We start from the raw sequence: 17,994 nt of genomic DNA, 5'->3' as shown, positions 1-17,994 counted from the left end.
GTCACGGTGTCACCAGTGCGGAAGACCTCGTCCGCATATCGGTACGTCGATTCCGTGAAGGTCCGACATCGGTGCGACATCGCTGTCAGCAGCAGCGGAAACCCTGCCGTGGATCCGCCTCCTGACGGTCCGTCCGCATCCGCTCGAACTCACGCCGGGACGGCACCTGCGCGCCCGGACGGGTCTTGCGCAGATGCGCGACATAACGGTCGTACGCCGACTCGTCCGTCAGCTCCCGCACATACCAGCGCACCCCCCTAATCGCCCGGCGCAGCAGTACCGACGACCGCACGGCGCTCCTCCTCCTTCTCCTCCCGCGTCGCGATCAGCCCCGCGGGGGCGGTGATCCTCGACTCGACGTACGGCGACTCGCTCAGCGAGGAGAGCGCCGGTCGGCGGATGTGCCGGACGCAGACCCGCAGGGCGTCCGCGATCACCACGACGATCAGGACCGCCAGGACCGCCGCAAGGACGCCGTCCACCGTGGAGTTGGTGACCACGGTGTGCATGTCGTCCATGGTCTTGGCGGGCGGCAGCACCTTCCCGGCGTCGATCGCGTCCTGGAACACGGACCGCTGCTTGAAGAAGCCGACCTTGGGGTCGCTGGAGAACACCTTCTGGTAGCTGGCCGTCAAGGTCACGGTCGCGTCCCAGGCCAGCGGAATCCCGGTGATCCAGGCCCACTTGTGGCCCGCCCCGACTTCACCAGCAGGGTCGTGCAGACGGCCAGGGCGACCGCCGCCAGCAGCTGGTTGGAGATGCCGAAGATCGGGAACAGCTGGTTGATGCCGCCGAGGGGCTCGTGCACGCCCACCCAGAGGAAGTACCCCCACAGCGCGCACACGGCCGCGCTGGTGATGACCAGGCCCGGCTTCCAGCTCACGTTCCTGAACGGCCGGACGACGTTGCCCAGCATGTCCTGGAGCATGAACCGGCCCACCCGCGTACCGGCGTCCAGCGCGGTCAGGATGAACAGCGCCTCGAACATGATCGCGAAGTGGTACCAGACGGCCCTCAGGCTCCCGCCGGTGACCTTGGAGAAGATCTCCGAGACACCGATGGCGAGCGTGGGCGCGCCGCCGGTACGGGAGAGCAGGGTCGACTCCTCGACGTTCTTCGCGGCCTGGGCGAGGTCGGCGGGGGAGATGTGATAGCCCCAACCGGTCACCACCTGCGAGGCGTTCTGCACGGTGGTGCCGATCGCGCCGGACGGTGCGTTCATCGCGAAGTACAGCCCCGGGTCGATGATGCTCGCCGCGACCAGCGCCATGATCGCGACCGACGACTCCATCAGCATGGAGCCGTAGCCGATCATCCGGACCTGCGTCTCCTTCTGGATCATCTTCGGCGTCGTGCCGGAGGAGATGAGCGAGTGGAAGCCCGACAGGGCGCCGCAGGCGATGGTGATGAAGACGAACGGGAACAGGGACCCGGCGAAGACCGGGCCGTCTCCGCGCGAGGCGAAGTCCGTCACCGCGTCCATCTTCAGCGTCGGCAGCGCGACGACCACGCCCAGCGCGAGCAGCGCGATGGTGCCGATCTTCATGAAGGTGGACAGGTAGTCGCGGGGCGCGAGCAGCATCCACACGGGCAGGATCGAGGCGACGAAGCCGTACGCCACCAGCCAGACGACCAGGGTCGAGGGCGCGAGGGTGAAGGTGCCGGCCCACGAGGACTCGGCGACCCAGCGGCCCGCGACCAGTGCGAGCAGCAGCAGGGCCACACCGATCAGGGAGACCTCGGCGACCCGGCCGGGGCGAAGCACCCGCAGGTAGAAGCCCATCAGCAGGGCGATCGGGATGGTCATCGCGATGGAGAAGGTGCCCCACGGCGAGGCCGCGAGCGCGTTGACGATGACCAGCGCCAGCACCCCGAGCAGGATGATCATGATGGCGAAGGCGGCGATCAGCGCGGCCGCTCCCCCGAAGGGTCCGATCTCCTCGCGGGCCATCTGACCGAGCGAACGCCCGTCGCGGCGCGTGGAGAAGAACAGCACCACCATGTCCTGGACCGCGCCCGCGAAGACGACGCCGGCGATGATCCAGATCGTGCCGGGCAGATAGCCCATCTGCGCGGCCAGCACCGGCCCGACCAGGGGCCCGGCGCCGGCGATCGCCGCGAAGTGGTGGCCGAGCAGGACGCGGCGGTCGGTGGGGTGGAAGTCGATGCCGTTGTCGAGGCGTTCGGCCGGGGTGGCCCGGGTGCCGTCGACCTTGAGCACCCTGTACGCGATGAACTTCGCGTAGAAGCGGTAGGCGATCGCGTAGGTGCCGAGGGCGGCGGCGACCATCCAGGCGGCCGAGACGTTCTCGCCCCGGGAGAGCGCGAGCACGGACCAGCCCGCCGCTCCGACCAGGGCGACGAGGGTCCAGATGACGATGGAGCGGACGTTCGCGGTACGCACGAGGCGGTCCTCCCGTCCAGACGGAGTCGGGAGGACCGTAGAACAGGAGCGGCAGTTGCGCTACACCGCGTGCGGTAGCGCTCCGTTGGGGGTGCCGTGGGGTTGCTTCTTATCCGCGGCGCCGTTGCGGCTGGTCGCTCCCCCACTCTCGGCTTCGCTCGAGTGGGGGGACCCCCATTCGTGGCGGAGCCGCATATCGATACAGCCCCGCGCCCCTGTGGGGCGCTCAGTCCGCCGGGCGCTTCAGGCGGGCCACGAACTTGTAGCGGTCCCCCCGGTACACCGACCGCACCCACTCCACCGGCTCGCCCGTCTTGTCGTACGAGTGCCGGGAGAGCATCAGCATCGGCAGGCCCACGTCCGTGCCGAGCAGGCCCGCCTCGCGCGGGGTGGCCAGTGAGGTCTCGATGGTCTCCTCGGCCTCGGCGAGATGGACGTCGTAGACCTCGGCCAACGCCGTGTAGAGGGACGTGTACTTGACCAGCGAGCGGCGCAGCGCCGGGAAGCGCTTCGCGCTCAGGTGGGTCGTCTCGATGGCCATCGGCTCGGCGTTGGCCATGCGGAGGCGTTCGATACGGAGCACCCGGCCGCCGGCCGTGATGTCGAGGAGCTCGGCGAGGCGGTCGTCGGCGGTGATGTAGCCGATGTCCAGCAGCTGGGAGGTGGGCTCCAGGCCCTGGGCGCGCATGTCCTCGGTGTACGAGGTGAGTTGGAGCGCCTGGGACACCTTCGGCTTGGCGACGAAGGTGCCCTTGCCCTGGATGCGTTCGAGGCGGCCCTCGACGACCAGCTCCTGGAGCGCCTGCCGCACCGTCGTGCGCGAGGTGTCGAACTCGGCGGCGAGGGTGCGCTCGGGCGGTACCGGAGTGCCGGGGGACTGCGTCTCCGTCATGTCGAGCAGATGTTTCTTCAGGCGGTAGTACTTGGGCACGCGAGCGGTACGGACCCCTGCCCCGCCGTCGGTCTCCGCACTGCTGACGTCGCTGCTCATGCTCTGCCTTCCCGGCTCCGGATGCGGGTCACTTCGTGATCCCTTCTGTATACCGTCGCCAGCTCTTTTGGTCTAGTCCACGGAGGGCCAAGTGGTCTAGCGGACGAGAGTACTCCGGCGCGGCTGATTTCGCTGCCTTCTTACTTAAAGGTTCTTGCATATGTAGCTCGCATAACGGCTGGTCAGAGCCGTTTCGAGGACTCTTGACAGGCTTCGTGGTCTGGTCCAAGCTCCCGGTACTGGTCTACACCATTGGTTCAGGTCCCGGCGTATGAGCGGGGAGGTGTGGGCATCCCTGAGGAGGGTGGCGTGAAGCGCAAGCTCATAGCCGCGATCGGTATCGCGGGCATGATGGTCTCCATCGCGGCGTGTGGCAGCAGCGACGGCAAGGGTTCTTCCAACAGCGGCGCGGACGCCAAGGAGCTGACTGTCTGGCTCACCGTCGACGCCCAGAACAACTGGCCGAACCTGGTGAAGGCCGCCGACGCGGCCGTCCAGAAGAAGCACCCCGGTATCAAGATCAACCACGAGTACTACGGCTGGCCGGACAAGAACACCAAGCTGGACGCGGTCCTCGCCACCGACAAGGCCCCCGACGTGGTCGAGATGGGCAACACCGAGATGCTGGGCTACATGGTCAAGGGCGCCTTCGCCCCCCTGGACCCGGCGAAGTTCAGCAACTCCGCCGCCTGGCTGGACGGTCTCAAGGCCTCGGTGACGTACGGCGGCAAGACCTACGGCGTGCCGTACTACGCGGGCGGCCGGGTCGGCAACTGGCGCAAGGACGTCTTCGCCTCGGCGGGCGTCAAGTCCACGCCGAAGACGTACGCCGAGCTCACCGCGGACCTCGACAAGGTGCAGAAGAAGGAGGGGAACAAGTTCTCCGCCTGGTACCAGCCCACCCGTGACTGGTACGCGGCCATGTCCTTCGTCTACGACGCCGGTGGCTCCATCGCCAAGGAGGAGGGCGGCCAGTGGAAGGCCAGCCTCTCCTCGCCCGAGTCGGTCAAGGGCCTCACCGAGTTCAAGAACGTCGTCGACAAGTACATGCACGGCGACAAGACCAAGGACGAGTCCGACCGTTACATCGTCTACGGCCAGGGCAAGTCCGGCATGATCTTCGGTGCCGCCTGGGAGGGCGCGACCTCCGCAGACCCGAAGAACGACAAGACCGGCAAGCTCAAGGACAACCTCGAGAACTTCGTGGTCCCCGGCCCGTCCGGCAAGAACCTCCCGGTGTTCCTGGGCGGCTCCGACCTCGCCGTCCCGGTCAAGTCCAAGGCGCAGGCCGTCGCCGCCGAGTGGATCAACGCGTTCACCGGCCCCGCCGGTCAGAAGGGCCTGATGGCCAAGGGCAACCTGCCCAACAACAAGACCGACCTCGCGACCCTGAAGAACGACCCCGCGACGGCGGTCCCGGCCACCGCGGCCGAGTCCAACTGGTTCGTCCCGATGGCACCCGGCTGGGGCCAGGTCGAGAAGGCGCAGGTCCTGCAGACCATGCTCCAGGACATCGGCACCGGCAAGAAGTCGGTCGAGGCCGCCGCCAAGGACGCGGACGCCGCGATCGACAAGGTCATCAACACCAAGTGACCTGCAAGCGGGGTTCCGCCCGGGCGGAACCCCGCTCTCCGTACGACCTGAGGGACCGCTGAGGAGCGCGCGATGAGTGCCGCAGACACGACCACCCCTGCCAAGGTGCCGCCACCGCGGCAGGCGCCGCCACCGCCGCCGGTCGCCAAGAACCCACGCAGAGCCCGGACTTCGGGCGGCGCCGCCACCCCATGGCTGCTGCTCGCCCCCTGTCTGCTGATCCTGGGCCTGGTACTCGGCTATCCGCTGGTCCGCCTGGTCACCCTCTCCTTCCAGAAGTTCGGCCAGTCCCAGCTGTGGGGCTTCCTGCCGGCCGAGTGGGTCGGGTTCGACAACTTCACCGGGGTGCTGGGCGACGGCGAGTTCTGGCAGGTCGTGCTGCGCACGATCGTCTTCGCGGCCGGTTCCGTCGTTTTCACGATGGTGCTGGGCATGCTGATCGCCCTGCTTCTGCAGCGGGTCTCCGGCTGGATGAAGACGCTGGTCAACATCGTGCTGGTGGCCAGTTGGGGCATGCCGATCATCGTCGCCACCACCGTCTTCAAGTGGCTGTTCGACGCCGACTACGGCATCCTCAACGCCCTGCTCAGCAAATTGCCCGGCGTCGAGATGATCGGCCACAACTGGTTCGCCAGCGGCCCGCAGGGCCTCGCCGTGATCATGCTCCTGGTGGTCTGGGGAGCCGTTCCCTTCGTCGTCATCACCCTCAGCGCCGGCCTCACCCAGGTCCCCGCCGAACTGGAGGAGGCGGCCCGCCTCGACGGCGCCGGCTCCTGGGGCGTCTTCCGTTACGTCACCCTGCCCGTCCTCAAGCCGATCATCGTGATGCTCACGACCCTGTCGGTCATCTGGGACATGGGCGTCTTCCCGCAGGTCTTCGTGATGCGAAACGGCCATCCCGAGCAGGAGTTCCAGCTGCTGACCACCTACTCGTACGACCGTGCCTTCGTGGTCAACGACTATGCGCAGGGCTCCGCGATCGCCCTGATCACCGTGGTGCTGCTGCTCGGCGTGGTCGCCGTGTACATGCGCCAGATGCTGAAGATCGGAGAGGTCGAATGACCATCATGAACGCCGTGGCGACGCCGGGCAGCAGCTCGCTGCCCCGCAAGTCCAAGCTCGGCTGGAACCTCCTCGGCCTCCTGGTCTTCCTCACCGCCGGCTTCCCCGTCTACTGGATGCTCAACACGGCCATCAAGCCGGCCAAGGACACCATCGACCCCGACCCGAGCCTGTTCCCGACCGGCTTCACCCTCGACAACTTCCGCCGGGCGCTGGCCATCGCGGACTTCTGGGGCCCGGTCGGCCGCAGCCTGATCGTGTCCCTCTCGGTGGTGGCGATCGGCATCGTCGTCGGCCTGCTGGCGGCGCTCGCCATCTCCCGGTTCGCCTTCCGCGGCCGCAAGATCGTGATCGTCGGCATCCTCGCGGTCCAGATGGTCCCGCTGGTCGCCATGATCATCCCGATCTTCCTGCTCCTCAACGACCTGGAGCAGTACGACAAGCTCTCGGGACTGATCATCACGTATCTGACCTTCATCCTCCCCTTCACGGTGTGGACGCTGCGCGGCTTCATCGTCAACATCCCGAAGGAGCTGGAAGAGGCGGCGATGGTCGACGGCTGCAGCCGCACCGGCGCCTTCATCCGGGTGGTCTTCCCCCTCCTCGCCCCCGGCATGGTCGCCACCTCGGTCTACGGCTTCATCCAGGCCTGGAACGAGTACCTCTACGCCCTGATGCTGCTCAGCCAGAAGAACCAGACCGCGACCGTCTGGCTCGGCAACTTCACCACCAAGCACGGCACCGAATACGCCCCGATGATGGCCGGAGCCACGATGATGGCCGTGCCGATCGTCGCCCTGTTCCTCCTCGTCCAGCGCAAGATGGCCGCGGGCCTGACCGCCGGCGCAGTGAAGGGATAACGCCACCCGATGACGACAATCGCCAGCGGCACAGACACCCTGACGCGCGATGCCCTCACCGTCCTCCAGCCCGGCTTCACGGGAACGACGGCCCCCGACTGGCTGCTGCGCCGCCTCGGTGAAGGACTCGCCTCCGTGGGCCTCTTCGGCCGCAACATCGCTTCCCCCGAACAACTCGCGGCCCTCACCGCCCAGTTGCGCGTCGAACGCGAGGACGTCCTCGTCGCCATCGACGAGGAGGGCGGCGACGTCACCCGGCTCGAGGTCCGCACCGGCTCCTCCTTCCCCGGCAACAACGCGCTGGGCGCCGTGGACGACGTGGACCTGACGCGGGAGGTGGCCACGGAACTCGGCCGCCGCCTCGCCGCCTGCGGCGTCAACCTCAACTGGGCCCCGTCGGCCGACGTGAACTCCAACCCGTCCAACCCCGTGATCGGCGTCCGCTCCTTCGGCGCCGACACCGACCTGGTCGCCCGGCACACGGCCGCCTATGTCACCGGCCTGCAGTCCGCCGGGGTCGCCGCCTGCACCAAGCACTTCCCGGGCCACGGCGACACCGCCGTCGACTCCCATCACGCGCTCCCGCGCATCGACGTGGACACGTCGGTGCTCCACTCCCGCGAACTGGCCCCGTTCCGCGCGGCGATCAGGGCCGGCACCCGCGCGGTGATGAGCGCGCACATCCTGATCCCCGCCCTGGACCCGGACCACCCGGCGACCCTCTCGCCGCGCGCGCTCACCGAGTTGCTGCGCGGTGAACTCGGCTACGACGGCCTCATCGTCACCGACGGCATGGAGATGCAGGCCATCGCCGGTACGTACGGCATCGAGCGCGGCAGCGTCCTCGCCGTGGCCGCCGGCGCCGACGCGATCTGCGTGGGCGGCGGCCTCGCCGACGACGAGACGGTACGGCGCCTGCGCGACGCCCTCGTCTCCGCGGTCCGCGCCGGCGAACTCCCCGAGGAACGCCTGGCGGACGCGGCGGAACGGGTCCGGGCGCTGGCCCGCTGGACCGCCGCCGCGGCAGCCGCGGACACGGAACGCACTCCCGACACCGAAGTGGGCCTCCGCGCAGCCCGCCGCGCCCTGAGGACGACCGCGGCGGAGCCCTTCACCCCGCTGACCGAACCGCCCTACGTCGCCGCCCTCACCCCCGTCGCCAACATCGCGGTCGGCGACGAGACCCCCTGGGGCGTCGCGGCGGAACTCTTCCGCCTCCTGCCCGGCACGGAGACGGGCACCTTCGCCGGCGAGGACGCGGCCCGCAGCGCCCTGGCCGCGGCCGGCCCCCGCCGCATCGTGGCCGTGGTCCGCGACGAGCACCGCCACCCCTGGATGACATCCGCCCTCGACACCCTGCTGTCGGCCCGCCCGGACACGATCGTGGTCGAGATGGGCCTTCCCCAGGCCACCCCCCGAGGGGCCCTCCACATCGCCACGCACGGCGCGGCACGGGTGTGCGGGCGAGCGGCGGCGGAGGTCATTGCGGGGGTGTAGCGACTACGACGAGTCAGGCGCCGGTCCTTTCAAGGGGCCGGCGCCTGCACGTTTTCAGGGGCGCGGGGCTGTATTGATGTGCGGCTCCGCCGCGTGGGCGCGAGCAACCCACCACGACCCGCAGCCCGAAGATCACAGACCCCCGGCAGACGAAACCGCCCTAAATCCCCTGCCACTCCGGCTTGTTGACATACGTGTACCGGAAGTAGTCCGCAAACTTCAGCTTGGAAGCCGCCCCCTCATCGACAACGACCGTCGCATGCGGATGCAACTGCAACGCCGAAGCAGGACACACCGCAGCCACCGGCCCCTCAACTGTGGCGGCGACGGCGTCGGCCTTCCCCTCGCCGGTGGCCAGCAGCACCAGATGCCGTGCCTCCAGAATCGTCCCGATCCCCTGAGTGATCACGTGATGCGGCACCTGCTCGATGTCCCCGTCGAAGAACCGCGCATTGTCCACCCGGGTCTGCTCGGTCAGCGTCTTGATCCGGGTCCGCGAGGCCAGCGAGGAGCACGGCTCATTGAACCCGATGTGCCCGTCGGTCCCGATCCCGAGCAACTGCAGATCCACCCCGCCGGCCTCGGCCAGCGCCCTGTCGTACGCGGCGCACGCCAACTGCACGTCCTCGGCCGTCCCGTCGGGCCCCATGAACGCGTCCATCCCGATCCCGAGCGGCTCCAGCACCTCGCGCCCGAGCACCGAGCGGTACGACTCCGGATGCTCGGCCGGCAGCCCCACATACTCGTCGAGCTGCGCGATCCGCGCCCGAGAGGCGTCCACGGCACCGGAGCGCACCTTGGCCGCGAGCGCCTCGTAGACGGGCAGCGGGGTGGAGCCGGTGGCCACACCGAGCAGCGCCGCCGGCTTGCGCCTCAGAAGCTGCGCCATGGCCTCGGCGATGAGCTCGCCGCCCGACTTGGCGTCCGGAACTATGACAACTTCCACGCTGGCCTGCCGATCTGAAGAAAACGGTCTGGAGAAGGGGGGCTCAACCGGCACCCGGAACGGGCTGTGTGGTTTAGACCAATCTAACAGAGCTGCCCCTTGTGGCCCAGGTGGAGCGGGGGTCATCGTCTTTCCATGCGGAGGACAGGCGCCATTCGCCGTGGGGGCGTGGAATGGGGGCGGCGCCGCCCTGCGCAGCACCCCGCAGCACTCCGCAACCGACCCGCAAGGAGCCCACCATGACCGCCGCGACACCGGACCCCCGGACCGACGTCCCGGGCCGGATCATGGCCCGTGAGATGGCCGAGCAGCCCGCCGTGCTGCGCCGCATCCTGGAGGAGGGCGCCCCCGGCATCCGGCAGGTGGCCCAGGAGATCGCCGCCCGCAAACCCCGCTTCGTCCTGCTGACCGCCCGCGGCACCTCCGACAATGCCGCCCTCTACGCCAAGTACCTCCTGGAGATCCGCCTCGGCCTGCCCTGCGGCCTGACCTCGATGTCCACCACCACCGCGTACGGCGCCCGCCCGGACCTCACCGACGTCCTCGTCGTCACCGTCAGCCAGTCCGGCGGCTCCCCGGACCTGGTGGCCTCCACCCGCGCCGCCCGCGAGGCGGGCGCGATCACCCTCGCCGTGACCAACAACCCCGGCTCACCGCTGGCCGGCGTCTCCGAGTACCACGTCGACATCATGGCCGGGCCGGAGAAGGCCCTCCCCGCGACCAAGACCTATACGGCCTCCCTCCTCGCTCTCTACCTCTTCGTCGAAGGCCTGCGCGGCGGTGACGGCGCCCCCGCGAAGGTACTGCCGGACCTCGCCGAGCAGTTGCTGGCCCGGCAGGACGAGGTCCGCGCCCTCGCCGCCCGCTACCGCTTCGCCGAACGCATGGTGATCACCTCTCGCGGCTACGGCTACCCCACGGCCAAGGAGGCCGCCCTCAAGCTCATGGAGACCAGCTACATCCCCGCCCTCTCCTACTCCGGCGCCGACCTCCTGCACGGCCCCCTCGCCATGGTCGACAACGTCTCCCCGGTCATCGCGGTCGTCACCGACGGCAAGGGCGGCGAGGCCCTCCAGCCCGTCCTCGACCGGCTGCGCGGCCGCGGCGCCGACCTGTTCGTCCTCGGACCCGGAAACCAGGTCGAGCAGTCCTCCGCCGGCTTCGTCCTGCCCACCGAGGGCGTGGCCGAGGAGGTCCAGCCGATCCTGGAGATCATCCCGCTCCAGCTGCTGGCCCACGAGATCACCATCGCCCGCGGCCAGGACCCGGACGCCCCGCGCGCGCTGGCGAAGGTGACCGAGACCCACTGAGCCCCCGCGGTGCCCGCGTCCCGCCGGGTGCCCCCCGTGTCCTACAGGGCCAGATGTGCGCCCCCGGTCGCGTCGAGGTGCTGCCCGGTGACCCAGCGGGAATCCGGTGACGCCAGGAACGCCACCACGTCCGCCACCTCGCCCGCCGTTCCGACGCGGCCGAACGCGGAGACGCCCTCGGCATGGGCCCGCACAGCCGGGTCGGAGAGCACGCCGGCCGTGAGATCCGTGTCGATGAAGCCCGGCGCGACGGAGTTGGCGGTGATGCCGCGCGGCGCCAACTCGACCGCGAGCGAACGGGTCAGGGCCGTCACGGCTCCCTTGGCCATGTGGGTGGCGGCGATCGCGGGTATGCCGTGGTCCGTGGCCGCGGTGACGTTGATGATGCGGCCTCCGTCGCGCAGCCGGTGCAGGCCGTGCTTCACGATGAAGAAGGGCGCCCGGGCGTTGACCGCCAGGGCACGCTCGTACATCTCCTCGTCCGTCTCGCCGATGCTCGCGAAGGTCGCCGCGCCGGCGTTGTTGACCAGCACGTCCACGCCGTCCGCCTGCCGGTCGAAGGCCTCCCAGAGGGCCTCCGCGTCGCCCGGGACGCCCAGTTCGGCGCGGAGAGCGAAGGCCCTGCCGCCCGCCGCCTCGATCGAGGCGACCGTCTCCTTCGCGCCCGCCTCGCTGTGGGCGTAGTGCACGGCCACCCGCGCCCCGTCCTGCGCCAGCCGCTCGGCGATCGCCCGTCCGATCCCCCTGCTCGCGCCCGTGACCAGCGCCGTCCTGCCCCCGAGTACGCCCATGACGCCCCCCTCATCATTTTCCTAATGATCGATACAGAAGACCGTACACGAACCCGCCGACATTTCTCTAGCACCCGCTATAAAATGCACTCCATGGTGCACACCGAGGACTCCCGCCCCCAGGTCAGGCCCCGTGGCCGCCCCCGCTCCTTCGACCGGGCCACGGCGCTGGAGAAGGCGGTCATGGCGTTCTGGGAGCACGGTTACGAGGCCACCTCCGTCTCCGACCTCACCCGGGTCATGGGCATCGGCGCCCCGAGCCTGTACGCGGCCTTCGGCGACAAGCAGGCGCTGTTCGAGGAGGTCGTGCGGGAGTACGACGCGCGATACGGCTCGCTCGGCGTGCGAGCCCTCGCCGAGGAGCCCACCGCCCGCGCCGCCGTCGCCCGTCTGCTGCGCGAGGCCGCCGTCGAGTACACCGCCCACGGCCATCCGCACGGCTGTCTGTACGCCCATGCGGCCACCAACTGCACCAACACCGAGGTGGAGGAGTCCCTGCGCGGGCGGCGCAACGCCACCATCGCCGCGATCGAGGACCGTATCCGCACCGGCGTCGCGGCGGGCGAGCTGCCGGCCGGGACCGACACCGGAGCACTCGCCCGGCATGCCGGCGCCGTCATCCAGGGCATGTCCCAGCAGGCGCGGGACGGCGCGAGCCGTGAGGAGCTGGAGGCGCTCGCGGAAATTGCCATGTCCATCTGGCCCCGCACATGAACCCACACGGGTTAGGCTGCGTGGTGCATGCCAGGGCGTCCGACCAGTCGTGGCAGCCCCAGAACTGACAACAACAAACAGGCTCCAACGCATGGACACAGGTAGTGGTCTAGTCCACAATGCGTAAAGAGCGTGTACGCACGAGCTTCCGTCTTCCCCGCACAGGAAGACGGACGGAGGATCCGGAGCTCTCTGCCCTGACTGCCCCGGCTCCTCATCCTTCGGCCATCCGGGACCGCACACCCCGCGGCCGATATTGCTCCGGGCTGCGGTGCCGGGAGGGCTGAGGGTCCCTCCCAGGCGCCGCGGCCCGCGGGTGTTTTCAGGGCCCGTACGGACCTCCGGCCACATTTAGGCCCTGCACATACCCCCAGGTACGCTCACACCCGTGCCCTCCATGAACGAACTGGTCCGCCAGCACACCGCCCTCGACGACTCCGACCTCGAGTGGCTCCATCTGCTGGTCTCGGAGTGGCAGCTGCTGTCCGACCTCTCCTTCGCCGACCTCGTGCTGTGGGTCCCCACCCGCGACGGCACGCGCTATGTCTCCGTCGCCCAGATGCGCCCCAACACCGGCCCCACCTCCTACCAGGACGACATGGTCGGCCACCTCGTCCCACGCGGCCGCCGCCCCATGCTGGACGCGGCGCTGGACGAGGGCCGGATCGTGCGCGAGGGCGACCCCGAGTGGCGCGAGGAGGTCCCCGTCCGGGTCGAGTCGATCCCCGTACGACGGGACGGTCGCGTCCTCGGTGTCATCGCGCGCAACACCAACCTCCTGACCGTGCGCACCCCGAGCCGCCTCGAACTGACGTATCTGCAGAGCGCCTCGGACCTGGCGCAGATGATCGCGGCCGGCTCCTTCCCGTTCGCGAACCAGCAGATGGACATGGATGCCGCGCCGCGTGTCGGCGACGGACTGATCCGCCTCGATGCGGACGGCCTCGTCCAGTACGCCTCCCCGAACGCGCTGTCGGCGTACCACCGCATGGGCCTGGCCTCCGATCTCGTCGGCCAGCACCTCGGAAAGACCACCGCCGAACTCGCCCCGACCCGCGGGCCGGTGGACGAGGCGCTGTCCAAGGTGGCCAGCGGCTGGGCGCCCCGCGAGTTCGAGATCGAGGCCAGGGACGGGGTCATCCAGTTCCGCGCGATCCCGCTCAAGCCCAAGGGCACCCGCATCGGTTCGCTGGTCCTGCTCCGTGACGTCACTGAACTGCGCCGCCGCGAGCGCGAGTTGATCACCAAGGACGCGACCATCCGGGAGATCCACCACCGGGTGAAGAACAACCTCCAGACGGTCGCCGCCCTGCTGCGCCTGCAGGCCCGGCGCATCGAGTCCGACCGCGGCCGGGAGGCCCTGGAGGAGGCCGTCCGCCGCGTGGGATCGATCGCGATCGTGCACGAGACGCTCTCCCAGAACCTGGACGAGCGCGTGGAGTTCGACGAGATCGCCGACCGGGTGCTGGCCATGGTCGCCGAGATCTCACCGGGCAAGGTCGCCGGCCGGCGCAGCGGCCGCTTCGGCATCCTGGACGCCGAAGTGGCCACCCCGCTCTCCATGGTCCTGACGGAAATCCTGCAGAACGCTCTCGAACACGGCTTCCGCGAGGGCGACACCGGCACGGTCGAGGTCTCCGCGGTCCGCGGTGGCACGACAAAGGAGGCCCGCCTGCTGGTCACCGTCCAGGACGACGGCGTCGGCCTGCCCGAGGGCTTCGACCCGCACACCGCCGGCAACCTGGGTCTGCAGATCGTACGGACCCTGGTGGAGGGGGAGTTGGGCGGCACGTTCGACATGGTCCCGGCACCGGAGCGGGGGACCCGGGTGATCCTGGACGTTCCGGTGCGGGCCCACAAGTAGCCCCGTACGGCGGACACCCGTGCACAGCAAGAAGCCCCGGACCGTTCCCAGGTCCGGGGCTGAAATGCTCGTTGCCAGCTTGTGCTGCGCATCGGGGGTACTGCGCGCTGCGGCTCGGGGGCGGGAGATGCGTACTCGCTGTACGCGCCGCCAAGCTCAGGCTGTTGCGGGGCGGGTTGTCAGGCGGAGGCCTGACGGGCCCGGTTGCGGGCGGCACGGCGCTTCATGGCGCGACGCTCGTCCTCGCTGAGACCACCCCAGACGCCGGAGTCCTGGCCGGACTCGAGCGCCCACTGCAGGCACTGCTCCATGACGGGGCAGCGGCGGCAGACGGCCTTGGCTTCCTCGATCTGCAGCAGCGCAGGACCGGTGTTGCCGATGGGGAAGAAGAGCTCGGGGTCTTCTTCGCGGCAAACGGCGTTGTGACGCCAGTCCATGGCTGCTACCTCTCCTTGGTATTACATGCAGGTTGCTTGTGAATGTGAACGCTTTCACGAATCCCTCAACAAGTGAAGGGCCGAGCGCCAGGTTCCCTGGCGAGGTCCTGTGAATTGAAGAGGGGTTCCGGTGATCTGTGGAGGCCGGTGTTGCGGGCCGTCCCGATCGCCACGTAGAGACTCGCAAACCTCAGCGGCGGATACAACCCCTTCCGGAAAGTTTTTTTTGATTCCTCGGTGTCGACTAGGTCACAGCCGTACTTCCATGGGGTGGATCCTGGCCTAAACGTTCGAGTGAAAGGACTTCGGCCCTTTCTGCTCACACAATCACACGCAGTGCACGGCGTACGCCTGTGAACGTCACGCTCGTACGCAGCCCCAGGTGGTCGCCGTCCATCTGGAGGGGCAGGGGCACCTTCGAATGCAAGGTGAACCGGTCCAGGTCATGCAGGGAGACCACGTTCTTGCCGTGGGGGCCGCGCTCGGGGGACGAAGTGAGCAACTGCGTGGCATACCGGGCAGCCGAGAGGGTGGACATACGGCTGAGACTCAGCAGGTCGAGCCCGGTATCGAACGAGGCCTTAGGTGCCGCGTACACCGGACGATTGCCCAGATACGTCCACGGTGACGTGTTGCAGATTATCGACAGGACCAGATCGGTCACCGGCTCCTCGCCGGGCTGCTCCAGAGTGATCGACCCGTGCCGCCGGTTGGGTTCCTGCAGGAACTGGCGTGCGACCTGACGCAGATACAGGGCGTGGGTGGATTTCCGGCCCTGCTCGCGCTGCTGCTCGACCCGCCCCACCACGCCCGCGTCGAAGCCGAGGCCCGCGCAGAACGTGAACCAGCGGGAGGGCACCGCCTCGTCCTCGGTGCCCGGCGTGCCTTCGGCCAGGCCCATGCCGACCGTGCGCTCGCTGCCCTCGCGCAGGGCGTCCAGCAGTGCGCCGGTCGCCTCGACGGCGTCGTTGGGCAGGCCCAGGGCGCGGGCGAAGACGTTGGTGGAGCCGCCGGGGACCACGGCGAGACGGGGGACGCCCTCCGGGGCGGGGCCCGCGTGCAGCAGGCCGTTGACCACCTCGTTGACCGTGCCGTCGCCGCCGAGCGCCACGACCAGGTCGATGTCCTCGCTCTCCGCCGCCTGCCGGCCGAGGTCGCGTGCGTGCCCGCGGTACTCGGTGGTGACCGTCTCGAGCTTCATCTCGCTCGCCAGGGCGTGGATCAGGACATCGCGCGTACGTGCGCTTGTGGTGGTTGCTGCCGGATTGGCCACGAGAAGTGCACGCATGAGTTGCAGCGTACCTACTGGGAAGTACCGGGCACAGGTCGAGGTAGGGATCAGGTAAGAGGTGGGGGAGTGAGGCTCACCACGGGGTGGTGTCTCAACCCCGCCGTGGCGGTCCGCGTCCCCCGGGCTCGCCACGGAGGCGCATGTCCCCAGGGCTACCCTTCAGGGGTGACCAGTGAGCAGACCCCCGCCACCGAGGAAAACACCGGCCCCCGCCCGCGCCGCCTGACGTACGCCGCGGCGCTCGCCGCGCTGGAGGGGTTCGCGCTGGCCGTCGGAGGCGTCTGGATGCTCGTGGAGGGCCTCATGGGTGCCCCGGACGACCGCCGCTCCGCCGTCACCGGTGGTATCACCCTGGTCATCCTCGCCCTGCTGCCGCTGCTGGCCGCGCGGGGGCTGCTCAAGCAGAAGAGCTGGAGCCGGGGCCCGGCGGTGATCACGCAGATCATGGCGCTGCCGGTGGCCTACAACCTGCTCCAGGCCGACAGTGTGGCGATCCCGGCGGGTATCGCGCTGGCCGTCGTGGCCGTCGCGGCGCTGGTCCTGCTGGTCAATCCGGCGACGACCCAGGCCCTCGGGATCAAGGGTCCGGGCCGTGCGCAGGGCGGCAAGCAGTAGTCCTGCGGTGCCGCGGTCGCCGCAGGGCGACGGGGTCCTACTCCTCCACCAGGAGCTTCTCCCGCAGCTGGGCCAGTGTGCGGGCCAGCAGACGGGACACGTGCATCTGTGAGATGCCGACTTCCTGGGCGATCTGCGACTGGGTCATGTTGCCGAAGAAGCGCAGCAGCAGGATCCGCTTCTCCCGGGGCGGGAGGTCCTCCAGGAGCGGCTTGAGCGACTCGCGGTACTCGACGCCCTCCAGGGCTTCGTCCTCGGCGCCCAGGGTGTCGGCCACCGCCGGGGACTCGTCGTCCGTGTCGGGGACGTCCAGGGACAGTGTGGAGTACGCGTTGGCGGACTCCAGGCCTTCCAGGACCTCCTCCTCGGAGATCGCCAGCTTCTCGGCGAGCTCGTGGACCGTCGGGGAGCGGCCGTGCTGCTGGGAGAGCTCCGCGGTCGCCGTGGTGAGTGCCAGGCGCAGCTCCTGCAGGCGGCGGGGCACCCGCACCGCCCAGCCCTTGTCGCGGAAGTGCCGCTTGATCTCGCCGACGACCGTCGGGGTCGCGTACGTCGAGAACTCGACGCCGCGCTCCGGGTCGAAGCGGTCGACGGACTTGATCAGGCCGATGGTGGCGACCTGTGTGAGGTCGTCCAGCGGCTCGCCGCGGTTGCGGAAGCGACGCGCGAGATGCTCGACGAGCGGCAGGTGCATACGGACCAGCTTGTTGCGCAGCTCCGCGTACTCCGGGCTGCCGTCCTTCAGGCTGCGCAGCTCGATGAACATCGCGCGCGCCCCGCTGCGGTCCTGTGCGTCGTGCTGCGTGGCCTGCTGCACGCTCTGCGCTTCCTGCCCCTCGCCCTCGGCGTTTCGCTCGTGCTCGCTCATCGTCCCGCCCGTCGCCCTTCTCCGAGCCCTCGCCTCTGCTCGGACCGGGGTGACCCCGTTCCGTCCGTCCAGAGGCGTGCTCTGCACGGCACCTTCCCGATCCCGCTGCCCGTCGTCCGGGAAGCCGACCGCCGCTGCGCTGTCGGCTTCGTCCTCCGGATGCGGCCGGGCCTGCTCGGGGATGCCGTCGATGCCGTCGGCGGAGTCCCCGATGCGTCGGGACCCGTCTGCGCCCTCGGCCGGCAGCTCTCGTGTGCCGCGCTCTTCGTCACGCACCGGCCCGTCCCCTGTCCTCACGCCGGCCCGGGTCCCGCGCCGCGCTGTTTGTAGAGGCTGATCGAAACGGTTTTGTCCTCGTCCACGGCGGAGGAGACCTTGCCCGCGAGTGCGGACAGGACGGTCCAGGCGAAGGTGTCCCGCGAGGGGGCGTGGCCGTCCGTGGTCGGGGCCGAGACGGTGACCTCGAGCGAGTCGTCGACGAGCCGGAAGACGCAGCTCAGCACCGAGCCGGGCACGGCCTGCTGGAGCAGGATCGCGCACGCCTCGTCCACCGCGATGCGAAGGTCCTCGATCTCGTCGAGGGTGAAGTCCAAACGGGCCGCGAGGCCGGCAGTCGCCGTACGCAGCACCGACAGGTAGGCACCCGCAGCCGGCAGCCGGACTTCCACGAAGTCCTGGGTCGCGGGCTCGCCTGCGATCTGGGACACCCTCACCTCCAAGGTGGTACAAGCTTCTCGGGGCCGAGGGTCGC

At 69.4% G+C, this 17,994-nt stretch carries 16 protein-coding genes and 1 pseudogene; 8 read left to right on the top strand and 9 right to left on the bottom strand.

Annotated elements, in window-relative coordinates:
• Nucleotides 1-85 precede the first annotated feature (85 nt).
• The 3 genes and pseudogenes from ACWC1K_RS45425 to ACWC1K_RS45415 all read right to left on the bottom strand — a co-directional run bounded on the left by ACWC1K_RS45425 (nucleotide 86) and on the right by ACWC1K_RS45415 (nucleotide 3,395).
• On the bottom strand, nucleotides 86-292 hold the full coding sequence (locus ACWC1K_RS45425) for a YbdD/YjiX family protein (RefSeq protein WP_450839484.1): 207 nt from the start codon (nucleotides 290-292) through the stop codon (nucleotides 86-88).
• Nucleotides 258-2,404: pseudogene (locus ACWC1K_RS45420) on the bottom strand (carbon starvation CstA family protein). Before ACWC1K_RS45420 ends, ACWC1K_RS45425 begins: the two are co-directional and overlap by 35 nt.
• A gap of 226 nt (nucleotides 2,405-2,630) precedes the next feature.
• Entirely contained in the window at nucleotides 2,631-3,395 is a 765-nt protein-coding gene (locus ACWC1K_RS45415; RefSeq protein WP_450839483.1) for a GntR family transcriptional regulator, read from the bottom strand.
• 309 nt (nucleotides 3,396-3,704) lie between these two features.
• Between ACWC1K_RS45415 and ACWC1K_RS45410 the strand changes: the two genes are divergently transcribed.
• From ACWC1K_RS45410 to ACWC1K_RS45395, 4 genes are all read left to right on the top strand, one after another.
• Nucleotides 3,705-4,988: an extracellular solute-binding protein gene (locus ACWC1K_RS45410; RefSeq protein WP_450839481.1), complete on the top strand. Its 1,284-nt coding sequence runs from the start codon at nucleotides 3,705-3,707 to the stop codon at nucleotides 4,986-4,988.
• A 72-nt stretch (nucleotides 4,989-5,060) separates the two neighbouring features.
• Nucleotides 5,061-6,050: a carbohydrate ABC transporter permease gene (locus ACWC1K_RS45405; RefSeq protein ID WP_450839479.1), complete on the top strand. Its 990-nt coding sequence runs from the start codon at nucleotides 5,061-5,063 to the stop codon at nucleotides 6,048-6,050.
• Nucleotides 6,047-6,910, top strand: a complete 864-nt coding sequence (locus ACWC1K_RS45400; protein ID WP_450839477.1) for a carbohydrate ABC transporter permease — start codon at nucleotides 6,047-6,049, stop codon at nucleotides 6,908-6,910. Before ACWC1K_RS45405 ends, ACWC1K_RS45400 begins: the two co-directional genes overlap by 4 nt.
• 9 nt (nucleotides 6,911-6,919) lie before the next feature.
• Complete coding sequence (locus tag ACWC1K_RS45395) at nucleotides 6,920-8,407, top strand: glycoside hydrolase family 3 protein (RefSeq protein WP_450839476.1); 1,488 nt, start codon at nucleotides 6,920-6,922, stop codon at nucleotides 8,405-8,407.
• A gap of 160 nt (nucleotides 8,408-8,567) precedes the next feature.
• Here ACWC1K_RS45395 and nagB read toward each other — a convergent pair whose 3' ends face one another.
• Nucleotides 8,568-9,353, bottom strand: coding sequence for a glucosamine-6-phosphate deaminase (gene nagB / locus ACWC1K_RS45390; protein WP_450839509.1), 786 nt, complete (start codon nucleotides 9,351-9,353; stop codon nucleotides 8,568-8,570).
• A gap of 239 nt (nucleotides 9,354-9,592) precedes the next feature.
• Here nagB and ACWC1K_RS45385 point away from each other — a divergent pair, with 239 nt between their 5' ends.
• Nucleotides 9,593-10,663, top strand: a complete 1,071-nt coding sequence (locus ACWC1K_RS45385) for an SIS domain-containing protein (RefSeq protein WP_450839474.1) — start codon at nucleotides 9,593-9,595, stop codon at nucleotides 10,661-10,663.
• Nucleotides 10,664-10,704: 41 nt separating this feature from the next.
• On the opposite strand, the gene ACWC1K_RS45380 is transcribed toward ACWC1K_RS45385, so the two are convergent.
• Complete coding sequence (locus ACWC1K_RS45380; protein WP_450839473.1) at nucleotides 10,705-11,454, bottom strand: SDR family oxidoreductase; 750 nt, start codon at nucleotides 11,452-11,454, stop codon at nucleotides 10,705-10,707.
• An 84-nt stretch (nucleotides 11,455-11,538) separates the two neighbouring features.
• Here ACWC1K_RS45380 and ACWC1K_RS45375 point away from each other — a divergent pair, with 84 nt between their 5' ends.
• Both ACWC1K_RS45375 and ACWC1K_RS45370 read left to right on the top strand, forming a co-directional pair.
• On the top strand, nucleotides 11,539-12,168 hold the full coding sequence (locus tag ACWC1K_RS45375; protein WP_450839471.1) for a TetR/AcrR family transcriptional regulator: 630 nt from the start codon (nucleotides 11,539-11,541) through the stop codon (nucleotides 12,166-12,168).
• Between the two features lie 397 nt (nucleotides 12,169-12,565).
• Nucleotides 12,566-14,032, top strand: a complete 1,467-nt coding sequence (locus ACWC1K_RS45370) for a sensor histidine kinase (RefSeq protein WP_450839507.1) — start codon at nucleotides 12,566-12,568, stop codon at nucleotides 14,030-14,032.
• Between the two features lie 179 nt (nucleotides 14,033-14,211).
• Here the strand turns inward: ACWC1K_RS45370 and ACWC1K_RS45365 are convergent, their stop codons facing one another.
• Complete coding sequence (locus ACWC1K_RS45365; RefSeq protein ID WP_016639615.1) at nucleotides 14,212-14,469, bottom strand: WhiB family transcriptional regulator; 258 nt, start codon at nucleotides 14,467-14,469, stop codon at nucleotides 14,212-14,214.
• Between the two features lie 319 nt (nucleotides 14,470-14,788).
• Nucleotides 14,789-15,757 (bottom strand): diacylglycerol/lipid kinase family protein, encoded by a 969-nt coding sequence (locus tag ACWC1K_RS45360; protein WP_450839470.1) that lies wholly within the window; start codon nucleotides 15,755-15,757, stop codon nucleotides 14,789-14,791.
• Between the two features lie 168 nt (nucleotides 15,758-15,925).
• On the opposite strand from ACWC1K_RS45360, the gene ACWC1K_RS45355 reads away from it, so the two are divergent.
• Nucleotides 15,926-16,375 carry a hypothetical protein gene (locus ACWC1K_RS45355; RefSeq protein WP_450839469.1) on the top strand — a complete coding sequence of 150 codons (450 nt, stop codon included), beginning with the start codon at nucleotides 15,926-15,928 and terminating at the stop codon, nucleotides 16,373-16,375.
• A gap of 37 nt (nucleotides 16,376-16,412) precedes the next feature.
• On the opposite strand, the gene ACWC1K_RS45350 is transcribed toward ACWC1K_RS45355, so the two are convergent.
• Both ACWC1K_RS45350 and ACWC1K_RS45345 read right to left on the bottom strand, forming a co-directional pair.
• Nucleotides 16,413-17,540, bottom strand: coding sequence for an RNA polymerase sigma factor SigF (locus tag ACWC1K_RS45350; RefSeq protein WP_450839467.1), 1,128 nt, complete (start codon nucleotides 17,538-17,540; stop codon nucleotides 16,413-16,415).
• Entirely contained in the window at nucleotides 17,537-17,950 is a 414-nt protein-coding gene (locus ACWC1K_RS45345) for an ATP-binding protein (protein ID WP_004925829.1), read from the bottom strand. The genes ACWC1K_RS45350 and ACWC1K_RS45345 overlap by 4 nt, the downstream gene beginning before the upstream one ends.
• Nucleotides 17,951-17,994 lie beyond the last annotated feature (44 nt).

It is taken from the genome of Streptomyces sp. NPDC001492 (assembly GCF_053597275.1).
This window is presented reverse-complemented; position numbering and strand designations above follow the sequence as displayed.